9 protein-coding genes are annotated in these 12,707 nt (G+C 73.4%); 5 read left to right on the forward strand and 4 right to left on the reverse strand.

Annotation, left to right across the window (positions count from 1 at the left end; translation table 11 throughout):
* Positions 1 to 471 precede the first annotated feature (471 nt).
* Positions 472 to 921, forward strand: a complete 450-nt coding sequence (locus tag D7231_RS26850; protein ID WP_120758144.1) for a PTS sugar transporter subunit IIA — start codon at positions 472 to 474, stop codon at positions 919 to 921.
* Between the two features lie 89 nt (positions 922 to 1,010).
* A complete protein-coding gene (gene ptsP, locus D7231_RS26855) occupies positions 1,011 to 2,681 on the forward strand; it encodes a phosphoenolpyruvate--protein phosphotransferase (protein ID WP_120758145.1) in 1,671 nt (556 codons plus the stop codon).
* Between the two features lie 90 nt (positions 2,682 to 2,771).
* Here the strand turns inward: ptsP and D7231_RS26860 are convergent, their stop codons facing one another.
* Positions 2,772 to 3,626, reverse strand: a complete 855-nt coding sequence (locus D7231_RS26860; RefSeq protein ID WP_120758146.1) for a hypothetical protein — start codon at positions 3,624 to 3,626, stop codon at positions 2,772 to 2,774.
* A 177-nt stretch (positions 3,627 to 3,803) separates the two neighbouring features.
* Entirely contained in the window at positions 3,804 to 5,072 is a 1,269-nt protein-coding gene (locus D7231_RS26865) for an MFS transporter (protein ID WP_277875646.1), read from the reverse strand.
* 49 nt (positions 5,073 to 5,121) lie between these two features.
* Between D7231_RS26865 and D7231_RS26870 the strand changes: the two genes are divergently transcribed.
* Complete coding sequence (locus D7231_RS26870) at positions 5,122 to 6,444, forward strand: aminotransferase class I/II-fold pyridoxal phosphate-dependent enzyme (protein ID WP_120758148.1); 1,323 nt, start codon at positions 5,122 to 5,124, stop codon at positions 6,442 to 6,444.
* Here the strand turns inward: D7231_RS26870 and D7231_RS26875 are convergent.
* On the reverse strand, positions 6,428 to 8,446 hold the full coding sequence (locus D7231_RS26875; protein ID WP_120758149.1) for an acetoacetate--CoA ligase: 2,019 nt from the start codon (positions 8,444 to 8,446) through the stop codon (positions 6,428 to 6,430). The genes D7231_RS26870 and D7231_RS26875 overlap by 17 nt on opposite strands.
* Before the next feature lie 248 nt (positions 8,447 to 8,694).
* On the opposite strand from D7231_RS26875, the gene D7231_RS26880 reads away from it, so the two are divergent.
* Both D7231_RS26880 and D7231_RS26885 read left to right on the forward strand, forming a co-directional pair.
* Positions 8,695 to 11,064 carry a glycoside hydrolase family 31 protein gene (locus D7231_RS26880; protein WP_120758150.1) on the forward strand — a complete coding sequence of 790 codons (2,370 nt, stop codon included), beginning with the start codon at positions 8,695 to 8,697 and terminating at the stop codon, positions 11,062 to 11,064.
* A gap of 55 nt (positions 11,065 to 11,119) precedes the next feature.
* Positions 11,120 to 11,950 (forward strand): M15 family metallopeptidase, encoded by an 831-nt coding sequence (locus D7231_RS26885; protein WP_120758313.1) that lies wholly within the window; start codon positions 11,120 to 11,122, stop codon positions 11,948 to 11,950.
* Here the strand turns inward: D7231_RS26885 and D7231_RS26890 are convergent.
* Complete coding sequence (locus D7231_RS26890) at positions 11,947 to 12,546, reverse strand: GTP-binding protein (RefSeq protein ID WP_120758151.1); 600 nt, start codon at positions 12,544 to 12,546, stop codon at positions 11,947 to 11,949. The genes D7231_RS26885 and D7231_RS26890 overlap by 4 nt on opposite strands.
* Positions 12,547 to 12,707: the final 161 nt, after the last annotated feature.

Genomic DNA, 12,707 nt, shown 5'->3' on the forward strand with positions numbered 1-12,707 from the left:
TCCATACGGACCGGAGACGGGGTATTTTATAGTCTGGCGTTGACTTTTGGCACGCTGTTGAGTTCTCAAGGAACGGACGCTTCCTTTGTACTCACCCTCTCGGGCTTTCCTCCGGGCGCTTCCCTTCTGTGCTTCACACTCTATCAGGAGTTTTTCCGCTCTCTTACCGCTCTGTTTTCCATCCGTACACACAAAAGACATACGGACACACAGCAGCGGATCCAAGATTGGATCACTTCTGAAGGGTGCTGCCCCCACCTCGCCGGCAGTTGACTGCGGGCCTCGGTCGTGGGCAGGGATCTGACAGTACATGCCCTCCCCACCCGAGGCAAATCGATTACGCACCGCACACGGCAGGGCCCTCTTCACTCGTGCGGAATCCTCAGTTCCTATGACTTAGGCTTCCGATCAGTGCGCCGTCCAGGACAGGTAGTGACGGCGCGTGACGAATCTCCACCTGGGAGGCTTCCCATGACCACCGTGTCGTCCCCGATCGCCGGACGCGCCATCGGACTCGCGGCAGTGCCCGATCCGGTCTTCTCCGGCGCGATGGTGGGACCCGGTACCGCCGTCGACCCCGTCCGTGAGCCGCACGCCGCGGTCTCCCCCGTAGACGGTGTCATCGTCTCGCTGCACCCGCACGCGTTCGTCGTCGTCGACGCCGAGGGCCACGGCGTGCTGACGCACCTCGGCATCGACACCGTCCAGCTCAACGGCGAGGGCTTCGAGCTGCTCGTGAACAAGGGTGACACCGTGACCCGCGGCCAGGAGGTCGTGCGCTGGAACCCGGTCGCCGTCGAAGAGGCCGGCAAGTCGCCGGTCTGCCCGATCGTCGCGCTCGAGGCGACCGCCGACTCGCTCGGCGACGTCCGCGAGGACGGCGACGTCAAGGCCGGCGACCAGCTCTTCAGCTGGCAGTAGCCGATACCGCTCCCTAAGAAGGGGAGCGGCACGTACGACATCCAACCGCGGCGGCGCGGTCGCCGCCGCATCAACCGGAGACGGGTGAAATGGAGACAACGCTGCGAGGCGTCGGCGTGAGCCACGGTGTGGCGATCGGCGAGGTCCGGCACATGGGCACGGCGGTGCTGGAGCCGCCGGCCAAGCAGATTCCGACGGACGAGGCGCCGCGCGAGCAGGGCCGCGCGCGCCAGGCCGTGGAAGCTGTGGCCGCCGACCTCATCGCGCGCGGCAACCTGGCCGGTGGCGAGGCCCAGCACGTGCTGGAGGCCCAGGCCATGATGGCCCAGGACCCCGAGCTGATGGCCGACGTCGAACGGCGCATCACCGTCGGCAGCACCGCGGAGCGCGCGGTGTACGACGCCTTCGCCGCCTACCGCGCGCTGCTCGCCAACGCCGGCGAGTACCTGGCCGGCCGCGTGGCCGACCTGGACGACGTGCGGAACCGCATCGTCGCGCGCCTGCTGGGCGTGCCGATGCCGGGCGTGCCGGACAGTGACGAGCCCTACGTGCTGATCGCCCGGGACCTGGCTCCCGCCGACACGGCGCTGCTGGACCCGACGCTGGTGCTGGGCTTCGTGACCGAGGAGGGCGGGCCGACCAGCCACAGCGCCATCCTGGCGCGGGCGCTCGGGGTGCCGGCGGTCGTGGCGCTGCCGGGCGCGGGTGAGCTCGCCGAGGGCACGGTGGTGGCCGTGGACGGCAGCACGGGTGACATCTTCGTCGACCCGAGCCCGGAGAAGCGCGCCGAGCTGATCAAGACGGCCGAGGAGCGCAAGGCGGCGCTGTCGGCGTCGTCCGGCCCGGGTGCGACGTCGGACGGTCACAAGGTGCCGCTGCTGGCGAACATCGGTGGCCCGGCGGACGTGGCGGCCGCGGTCGAGGCGGGTGCGGAGGGCGTGGGCCTGTTCCGCACCGAGTTCCTCTTCCTGGACGACAGCGCGAAGGCGCCGTCGGAGGCCAAGCAGGTCGAGGCGTACCGCAAGGTGCTGGAGGCGTTCCCCGAGGGCCGTGTGGTCGTGCGGGTGCTGGACGCGGGCGCGGACAAGCCGCTGGACTTCCTGACGCCGGCCGATGAGCCGAACCCGGCGCTGGGCGTGCGCGGTCTGCGGACCCTGCTCGACCACCCGGAGGTGCTGCGCACGCAGCTCACCGCGCTGGCCAAGGCCGCCGAGGGGCTGCCGGTCTACCTCGAGGTCATGGCCCCGATGGTGGCGGACCGCACGGACGCGAAGGCCTTCGCGGACGCGTGCCGCGAGGCGGGGCTCCAGGCGAAGTTCGGTGCGATGGTGGAGATCCCCTCCGCCGCGCTGCGCGCCCGTTCGATCCTGCAAGAGGTCGAGTTCCTGTCGCTGGGCACCAACGACCTGGCGCAGTACACGTTCGCGGCCGACCGTCAGGTCGGTGCGGTCTCGCGGCTCCAGGACCCGTGGCAGCCGGCGCTGCTCGACCTCGTCGCCGCGTCCGCCGAGGCGGCCAAGGCCGAGGGCAAGAGCTGCGGCGTGTGCGGTGAGGCCGCGTCCGACCCGCTGCTGGCCTGTGTGCTGACCGGTCTGGGCGTGACGAGCCTGTCCATGGGTGCGGCGTCGATTCCGTATGTCCGCGCGACGCTGGCCAAGCACACGCTGGCCCAGTGCGAGCGTGCCGCTGCCGCGGCCCGTGCGACGGACTCCGCGGAGGAGGCCCGGCTGGCCGCGCAGGCGGTGCTGTCCGGCGAGTGAGCCGGCCGTCGCCGTAGCGATGCTGTGAGGTGAAGGGTGTCCCGCCGTGGCGGGGCACCCTTCGCTCGTTGTCGGCCCCGCTCCGGCGTCTCATTCGTCCAGAGGCAGCCCCGCGCGGTAGTCGACGCCGGGCTCCGGTGGTACGGGTTCGCCGGTGCGGGCATCGGTGCAGTAGGCGGCGAAGACTTCCGCTTCGGTCAGCGGGTGGAGCCTGCCGCCGGCCTTGAGGTTCCAGCCGCGGACGGTGTCGCGCCGGCCGGGCAGGGTGCTGCGCAGGACGACTCCCCCGGGCCGGTCCGTGGCGATGCCCGCCGCGAGGACCGTGCAGAACAGGAGGGCGGCCGCCTCGCCGAGGTGCAGCAGGCCGTCGTCGCGGGTCTCGGTGCGGAGGGCGGCGACGAGCGGCGCCGGTCCTTCGGCCGGGACGCTGCACACGAGGTGGTGGGTGCCGGGGCCGGCCGCTTCGATGATGCGGCGCAGGAGTGCGGTGGCCCGGGCGAAGGCGGCGCGGCCGGTGTCCTGGCCGCAGGAGTCGCAGTCGCCGCGGGTGAGCAGGGCGGAGGCGTACTCCCAGGTGGCCTGTTGTTCCGCTTCGGCGACGAGGCGGGGCAGCAGGCGGGCGAGGGGCTGGCCCTCGTAGGTGACCTTGGTGCCGGCGGCGGCGACCTCCGCGGTGTAGCGCGTGCGGCTGGCCGGGGTGTCGGGGTCGAGGCGGGACTCGGTGCAGAACTCCTCGTAGCCGGCGGGGTCGAAGAGGGCGACGCTCGTGTGCGTGCCCCGGGCGGCGAACTCGCGCAGCAGGCCTTCCATCTGCCGCATGTACGTGGCGTGGTCGTCGAAGGTGAAGCTCGCGTAGCCCTGCATGGCCGCGAAGTCCTCCGCGCCGGCCAGGACGGCCACGGTGCCGGGGACTTCGCTGCGCAGGCGTCGCCGGGCACTCACCATGCGCCGTGCGGTGGGCGGTCTCTTCCTGCCGTCCCGCTGCCGGGGTCCGGTGTGCGGCCGCTTCCCGGCCGGAGTGCGCTTCCTTCCCCCGCTGCCGCCCCCGGTGCGGTCCCCGTCCGACGGCCGTCCTCTTCCGTTGCTCGTGTGCGCCATCTGTCTCCCCCTCAGCGCGTGTGATCAGTGCTCACTCACCGTAAGGCGGGGCACTGACATTGCGGTCTCGTCATCGTCGCGGGTGAGCCTGCGCTGGGCGAGGCAGATGACGGCGAGACCTGTGCCGAGGCCGAGCCAGCCGAGGGGGCCCACTGCGATGGCGCCGGTCACGACCAGGGGGCCGGCGCTGCGCTGGGCGGCTTGTGCGAGGCCGTGGACGCCGAGGTAGGCGCCCTGGGCCGTGGGCGGTGCGAGGGCTACGGACAGTTCCCAGGACACGGTGGCGTGGAGCATCTCGGCGACGGTGAAGGCGGTCGCGGCCAGGGTCAGTGCCGTTGCGGCGAGCCAGCGGTTGCCGGTGGCCGAGGCGGCGAGGGCGGCTCCGCCCGCGAGGTAGGCCGCGGCCAGGGGGACCAGTGCGCTGCGTGCCTTCGTCACGGTCGTGCCGAAGCGGGCGAAGGGGACCTGGAAGCAGACGACGAGGACGTTGTTGAGGACGAGGAGGAGGGGAATGGCCTGGTGCGGGAGGGTCGTTGCCGTGACCGCCCACAGGGCGAGGCCGATCTGGAAGACGGAGTCGTCGAGGAAGAGGACGGCTTCGGTGGCGGTGTAGGTGAGGTAGCGGCGGTCACGCCAGGGGCTGCGCGCCGGGGCGGGGTGGGCCTGCGCCATGGCCGCGGTGTCCGCACCGGTACGGGCGCCGTTCGTGGCCACGATCCGGGCCGGCGACGGTGGTTCGCCGCAGCGCAGGGTGAGGAGGGCGATGGCGGCGAAAGACAGGGCGTCGCCGGTCAGCAGCCAGCGGTAGACGGCGGTCGTTCCTGTGGTGAGGGCCGCGGCCGCGACGAGTCCGCCGACGGCCCAGCCCAGGTTGGAGGCGGTGCGGTTGATGGCCTGGTAGCGGCTGCGGTCGGGGCCGGCGATGCGTGTCGCGTAGAGCTTGGTGAGGACGGAGGAGGCGCGGTCGCCGAGGCTGCCGACGGCGGTGACGGCGATCAGGAGCCGGAGGTCCGTGGTGGTGAGGAGGGTGAGAGAGGCGACGGCGCGGAGGACTTGGACGGCGGCGAGCAGCGGCCGGAGGGGGACGCGGTCGGCGAGGAGGCCGCCGAGGGGCGGGCCGGCGATGCCGACGGCGCCGGAGACGCCGAGCAGCAGGCCGATCTCGGCCGTGCGGAGTCCGGCGACGTAGGTGAAGTACAGGGCCGCGGTGGCCGCCCAGAGGCCGGAGCCGGCCTTGTCGACGAAGGTGACGGCCAGCATGCGGCGGCCGTCCCGTCCCCCCGGTATCTGCATGTGCTGATCCCCCTTGACCCGGATATTGTATTGATACATACTCAGATCTGTGGCAACACAATATGAGATCACCGGTACGAACGCCAAGGGGATTGCCGCGTCCATCGAGCGCGGCGTCGCCGACGGCGCCCTGACTCCCGGGAGTTCGCTCCCCCCGGTGCGCGCGCTCGCCGAGCGGCTCGGCGTGAGCCCGGGCACGGTCGCCACCACGTACAAGGAGCTGCGCCGCCGGGGCATCGTCGTCACGCGCGGGCGCGGCGGCACGGTGGTGGCCGAGGCCCCCGCGGTCGCCTCCCGGCGCCCGCCGAAGGTGCCGGAAGGGCTTCGCGACCTGGCGGGCGGCCACCCCGACCCGGCCTTCCTGCCGGAGCCGGTGCCGCCCGCACGGGTCGCGGGCGCGGCGCGCTCGCACCGGGCGGCGCCGCGGCTGGCCCGGCTGGAGGAGATCACCCGCGCCTGGTACGAGCGCGACGGCGTCCCGTCCGCGCACGTGACCTTCGCGCACAGTGCGCTCGACTGCGTGGCGCGGCTGCTCTCCACCGAGCTCCGCCCCGGTGACGCGGTGGCGATGGAGGACCCCGGCTACCACCACATGCTGGACCTCGTGCCGGCGCTCGGCCTGCGGATCGTGCCGGTCGCGGTGGACGACGAGGGGATGCGGCCGGAGGAGCTGCGGGCCGCCGTGCGCGGCGGGGTGCGGGCCGTCATTTGCAGCCCCCGGTCACAGAATCCGTACGGGGGCTGCTTCACCGCCTCGCGCCGGGACGCCCTGGCCGCGGTGCTCGCGGAGGCGCCGGAGGTCCTGGTGATCGAGAACGACTACGCCGCGGAGGTCTGCGGCGCCCCGTTGCACAGCCTGACCGCCGGGGGCGGGCTGCCGCGCTGGGCCCAGGTCCGCACGGTCACCAAGCACTTGGGGCCCGATCTGCGCTGGGCGGCGGTGGCGTGCGACGCGACGACGCTGGCGCGGCACGACGGGCGGCTGCTGCTGACATCCGGCTGGGTCAGCCACCTGCTCCAGGAGACCGTGGCCGGGCTGCTGACCGATCCGTCGGCCCTGGCCCTGGTCGCGGAGGCCCGCACCGCCTACACCGCTCGGCGCGAGGCGCTGATCGGGGAGCTGGCCCGGCGCGGGATTTCCGCGCACGGGCGGGGCGGGCTGCACGTGTGGGTGCCGGTACGGGATGAGGCGGCCGTGGTCAGCGGGTTGCGGTCGGCGGGGTGGTGGGTGGCCGCGGGGGCGCGGTTCCGGATCGGGACGGCTCCCGGGGTGCGGATCACTACGGCGGATCTGCGACCGCAGGAGGCGGAGCGGCTTGCGGCCGATTTCGCCGCGGTGCTGGGTGAGGCGCAGGCTACGTACGGGGGGTAGGGCGTTCGCGGCCCAGCTCCTCGTAGAACTTCAGCAGGTCCGCGTTGTCCACCGAGCCCGGGTTGACCGCCTTTTCCAGGGGCGTGCCCTGGAGGAGGCGCTTGACCGGGACCTCGATCCGCTTGCCGGTGAGGGTGTGCGGGATCGCCGGGACCTCGATGACCTCGTCGGGGACGTGGCGCGGTGAGAGGTTCTCGCGGATGGTGCGCTTGATGCGGTCCAGCAGCGCGTCGTCCAGCCGGGCGCCCGGCGCGAGGTGGACGAAGAGCGGCATCCAGTAGCCGCCGTCCGGCTGTTCGGCGCCGATGACGAGGGACTCGCGGATCTCGGGGAGCCGTTCGACGACCTCGTAGATGTCGGCGGAGCCCATGCGGACGCCCTGCCGGTTGAGGGTGGAGTCGGAGCGGCCGTGGATGATGACGCTGCCGCGCGAGGTGAGGGTGATCCAGTCGCCGTGCCGCCAGACGCCGGGGAACATCTCGAAGTAGCTCTCGCGGTAGCGGGTGCCCTCGGGGTCGTTCCAGAACCGGATCGGCATCGACGGCATGGGCTTGGTGACGACCAGCTCGCCGACCTCGTCGGTGACGGGCTTGCCGTGCGGGTCCCAGGCCTGGAGGCCGGTGCCGAGGCAGGGGGCCTGGAGCTCGCCGATGTGGACCGGGAGGGTCGGCACGGCGCCCGCGAAGCAGCTGCACACGTCCGTGCCGCCGCTGACGGAGGCGATCCACATGTCTTCCGACACCTCGTCGTGGATCCAGCGGAATCCGTCGGGCGGCAGCGGCGAGCCCGTCGTGGCGACGCACTTGACGCGCGAGAGGTCGAAGTCCCGGCCGGGGTGGACGCCGGCCTTGCGGCAGGCCATGACGTACGCGGCGGAGGTGCCGTAGAGGGTCGTTCCGGTGCGCTCGGCGACGCGCCACTGGGCGCCGGTGTCGGGGTGGCCGGGGCTGCCGTCGTAGAGGACGACGGTCGCGCCCACGAGGAGGCCGGAGACGAGGAAGTTCCACATCATCCAGCCGGTGGAGGTGTACCAGAAGAAGCGGTCGCCGGGGCCGAGGTCGCAGTGCAGGGAGAGCTGCTTGAGGTGTTCGACGAGGATGCCGCCCTGGGACTGGACGATGGCCTTGGGCAGGCCGGTGGTGCCCGAGGAGTACAGCACCCACAGCGGGTGGTCGAAGGGGACCTGCTCGAAGACGGGCTCCGTCTCCGCCGCGACCAGGGCGTCCCACTCCAGAGCGCCTTCGGGGGCCGGGGTGCCCAGCAGCGGGATGTGGACGACGGCGCGCAGCGTGGGCAGGCCGGCGCGGAGTTCGGCGACGGTGCCGGCGCGCTCGTGCTCCTTGCCGCCGTAGCGGTAGCCGTCGACGGTGAACAGGACGACGGGCTCGACCTGCTGGAAGCGGTCGAGGACGCTGCGGGCGCCGAAGTCGGGCGCGCAGGAGGTCCACACGCCGCCGACGGCCGCGGTGGCGAGGAAGGCGACGACGGCCTGCGGGATGTTGGGCAGGTAGCCGCTGACGCGGTCGCCGGGGCGCACGCCGAGGCGGCGCAGTTCGGCGGCGAGCGAGCCGACCTGCCGGCGCAGCTCCGCCCAGCCGACGGGGCGCGGGTCGTGGGTCTCGTCGACGGCGAGCAGGGCCGGTTCGCCGGCCCGTGCGGGGTCCTCGGCGGCGCGCAGGGCGTGCTCGGCGTAGTTGAGGGTGGCGCCGGGGAACCAGCGGGCGCCGGGCATGGCCGGGTCGGCGAGGACGCGCTCGTAGGGGTGGGAGAAACGGACGCCGGACCATGCGGTGAAGGCCTGCCAGAACGTCTCCAGCTCGTCGACGGACCAGCGGTGGAGCGCGGCGTAGCTCGCGGCGGGGTCGCCGGGGACGGCGGCCGGGGCGCCGTGCCGCTCGGCGGCCCACTGCTGGAAGCGGGTGACCTGTGCGCGGGCGATGCGTTCCGGGCCGGGGCTCCAGAGGGGCTCCGGGCTGCCGGTGTGCTGCGGTGCGGTGGTCATGACTGCTCCCGGGCTCCTGCGCGTCGTGGGCGGTGCCGCGCACGGCCGGGTGAGCGCATGGCGCGGCTGAGCAAGGACGATGCCACGTGATCGACTCCTGCACCAGAGCCGGTGGCGTACATCTCCTTCGCCCTGCTCCCTCACCCGCCGCCCCGCCACGCGTCATGTGTGCGCAGGTCCTCCCTGCGTGGGTGAACGCCGTCTGAACGCAGGGCGCCGGCGATCGTGCGGGTGGCAGGCTGAGCAGCATGGATGCGCGTGATCTGCTGCGGTTACTGAGGACGGTCCGTACGGCGCGGGGGATGCGGTCCCTGCGGTCGGCGCTGCGGCGGCGGTGCACGGACAGAGCGGGGCTGCCGCGGCCGGGTGCGGAGCGGGCCCGGGTGCCGGGTGCGGCGCAGGGGGCCGATCCCCTGCCGGGCGGCGGGGTGGTGCACTTCGCTCGGTCGTCGCTGCGGGTGCGGGTGACGGCGGGCGGTGCGGTGTTCTGCGGCTGGGACGGGGCCGGGCCGGAGCCCTCGTACGCGCTGGCCGGGCGGGGTCCGGAGGCGGACGAGCGGGCGGTGCTGGAGCCGGACAAGGACGGCGGCTGGCGGGTGGTGTCGGAGCGGGTGCTGGTCGTGGTGGGCCGTCACGGGTCGGTGGAGGTGCGCACGCCGGGCGGTGTCCTGCTGCGGCGCGACCTGCCTCCGCGCTGGTGGGAGCCGGCGGACACGGCGGCGGGCGGGCAGCAGGGCGGGGCGCGCTGGGCGGTCCGCTCGGAGGTGCCCGCGGACGCGCGGTTCTTCGGGCTGGGCGGCAGGTCGGCCGGTCCGCGGCTGCGGGACGGCACGTACCGGCTGTGGAACACCGATCCGGACGGGGCGTTCGAGCCGGGCGACGATCCGCTGTACATCACGATGCCGGTGCAGCTGGTGGTGGCGGACGCGGGGACGCACCTGGTGTTCCACGACGACACGTGGGACGGGCGGGTCACGCTGGCGGAGGGCGAGGAGGGGGCGGGTTCGGGCCATGACCGGCCGGGCCGGTGCGAGGTGCGCATGGACGGCGGCCCGCTGCGCTACTGGGTGCTGGCGGGGACTCCGGCGCGGGTGTTGCAGGGCTGGTCGGTGCTGACGGGGGCCGCCGCGGTGCCGCCGTCGTGGGCGCTCGGGCACCACCACGCGCGCTGGGGCTTCGGCAGCGAGCAGGAGGTGCGCCGGGTGGTGGCGGGCTACGCCGAGCGCGGGCTGCCGCTGTCGGTGCTGCACCTGGACATCGACCACTACCGGGGGCACCGGGTGTTCACGGTGGACCGGGAGCGGTTCCCCGATCTGCCGGGGCTGGCGGCGGAGCTGCGGGAGAAGGGGGTGCGGCTGGTGTCGATCGTGGACCCGGCGGTGAAGGCCGAGCCGGGCCAGTGGGTGTTCGACAGCGGTACGGCGGCCGACGCGTTCGTGCGGGACGGCCGGGGGCGGCGGGTGCGGGGCGAGGTGTGGCCGGGCGAGTCGGTCTTTCCGGACTTCACGGACCCGCGGGTGCGCAAGTGGTGGGGCGGGCTGTACGGGGAGCGGCTGGCGCAGGGCTTCTCGGGGGTGTGGCACGACATGAACGAGCCGGTGTCGTTCGCGCCGTTCGGGGATCCGTCGCTGCCGCTGTCGGCGCGGCACTCGCTGGAGGGCCGCGGCGGCGACCACCGCGAGGCGCACAACGTGTACGGGCTGTCGATGGCGCGGGCGGGTCACGAGGCGCTGTGCGAACTGCGGCCGGCCGAGCGCCCGTTCCTGTTCTCGCGCTCGGGCTGGGCGGGCATGCAGCGCTACGGCGGCACGTGGTCGGGCGACGTGGCGACGGGCTGGCCGGGGCTGCGGGCGTCGCTGGCGCTGGTGCTGGGCCTGGGGCTGTGCGGGGTGCCGTACTCGGGGCCGGACGTGGGGGGCTTCTCGGGGTTCCCGTCGCCGGAGCTGTTCGTGCGCTGGTTCCAGCTGGGCGCGTACGTGCCGCTGTTCCGCACGCACTCGGCGATCACGGCGGGGCGGCGGGAGCCGTGGGAGTTCGGCGCGGAGGCGCTGGAGCACACGGCGGCGGCGCTGCGGGAGCGGACACGGCTGCTGCCGTACTTCGTGACGCTGGCGCACCTGGCGCAGCGCACCGGGGCGCCGTACGTGCGCCCGGTGTGGTGGCGTTCGCCGGAGGACCGGGCGCTGCGGGACTGCGAGGACGCGTTCCTGCTGGGTGACGCGCTGCTGGTGGCGCCGGTGCTGGAGCAGGGTGCGGACCGGCGGGCGGTGCGGCTGCCGCGCGGGCGGTGGTACGACACGGCGACGGGCCGGGCGTACGAGGGGCCGGGGCAGGTGCTGCTGGACGCGCCGCTGTCGCGGATCCCGGTGCTGGCGCGGGCGGGTTCGGTGATCCCGGTGCGGGCGGAGGCCGGCGGTCCGGTGGAGCTGGAGGTGTGGGCTCCGGCCCCGGGCCGTACGGGCGGCGGCGTCCTGGTGCCCGACGCGGGGGACGGCTGGGAGGCGCCGGAGGTGGTGCGGTTCACGACGTGTCTGCGGGACGGAGCGGTCGTGGTGGAGCAGGAGGGCGCCGCGGAGGTCGGGTATCCCGTACGGGTGCGGGGTGAGGGCGTGAAGTGAAGTGAGGGGGCGGGCGCTCTTCCCCGGGCACCCGTCTCCCTGCTATCTGGTCGTCATGGACAGAACCCGGTTCTCTGCCGCCCTGCGGGCCGTCACCCTGCTCATAGCGGCTCTCCTGGCCCTGCTGACCTTTCCGTTGTCGCCTCCGGCGCAGGCTGCCGCGGCGCACGAGCCGCGCCCGCCGCGCGGTTTCGTCGCCCTCGCCGACGTGGATCCGACGATCCTGCAAGAGATGCGGTACGTCACCGTCCACAACTTCACGGGCCATCGCGTCGACGGCTACCGGCGGCCCCTGTGCGTCCTGACGCGGGAGGCCGCCGAGGCCCTGCACCGGGCGCAGCTCTCGCTGCTGCGCCGGGGCTACTCGCTGAAGGTGTACGACTGCTACCGCCCGCAGCGGGCCGTGAACGACTTCGTGGAGTGGGCGAAGGACCTCGCGGACACGCGGATGAAGGCGGAGTTCTATCCGCGCGTGGACAAGACGCGGCTGTTCGCGGACGGGTACATCGCGGAGAAGTCGGGGCACAGCCGGGGCAGCACGATGGACGTGACGCTGGTGAAGCTGCCGGTCCGGCCGACGAGGCCGTACGTGCCGGGTGAGCCGCTCGTGCCGTGCTACGCGCCGCGGCAGCAGCGCTTCCCGGACAACTCGGTCGACATGGGGACGGGCTTCGACTGCTTCGACACCCTCGCGCACACGCTGGACCCGCGGATCACGGGCGTGCAGCGGGCGAACCGGCTGCTGCTGAAGTCCGCTCTGGAGGGCGTCGGGTTCGTCAACCTGCCGGAGGAGTGGTGGCACTTCACGCTCAAGCCGGAGCCGTTCCCGGACACGTACTTCGACTTCCCCGTCCTGCGCCGTCCGTACGGGATCGGGGCGCTCTAGCCGGCCCGGTGGGCGAGTTCGGCGAAGCGCTGTTCCACCACTGACACCAGCACTCCCTTCACCGATTCCTTCTCCCGTGCGTCGCAGAGGATCACCGGCACGCCGGGGTCCAGGTCGAGGGCGGCGCGCACGTCGTCCTCGGGGTAGCGGTCTGCGCCGTCGAAGCAGTTGACGGCGAGGGTGAAGGGGATGCTGCGGCGCTCGAAGTAGTCGACGGCGGCGAAGCAGTCCTGGAGCCGGCGGGTGTCGGCGAGGACGACGGCGCCCAGGGCGCCGCGGGCCAGCTCGTCCCACAGGAACCAGAAGCGGTCCTGGCCGGGGGTGCCGAAGAGGTAGAGGACCAGGTCGTCGCGGAGCGTGATGCGGCCGAAGTCCATGGCGACGGTGGTGGTGCGCTTGCCCTCGACGCCGGCGGTGTCGTCGACCGGCCGGCCGGCCTCGGTGAGCAGTTCCTCGGTGTGCAGCGGCCGGATCTCGCTGACCGCTCCGACGAGGGTGGTCTTGCCGACGCCGAAGCCGCCGGCGACCAGGAGTTTGAGGGCCACCGGGGCCGGCGCGGGGCGCGTGCGGCCGCGGTCTGCGCGCAGGAGCCTCATGGTTGTTCGTCCTCCGGTCGTGGGTGCCCGCGGGGGCCGGCGCCCCCGGTGGAAGGTGATCGTTCCGTAAAGACCATGGCCACGACAAGTCTCGACGGAGGGCCCGTCAGCTCGGACCGGGCGTCGCCTCGCGTCGGCCGGGGAGTCCCGTGCGCCGGATC

The organism is Streptomyces klenkii, from assembly GCF_003626645.1.
Lineage (GTDB): Bacteria > Actinomycetota > Actinomycetes > Streptomycetales > Streptomycetaceae > Streptomyces > Streptomyces klenkii.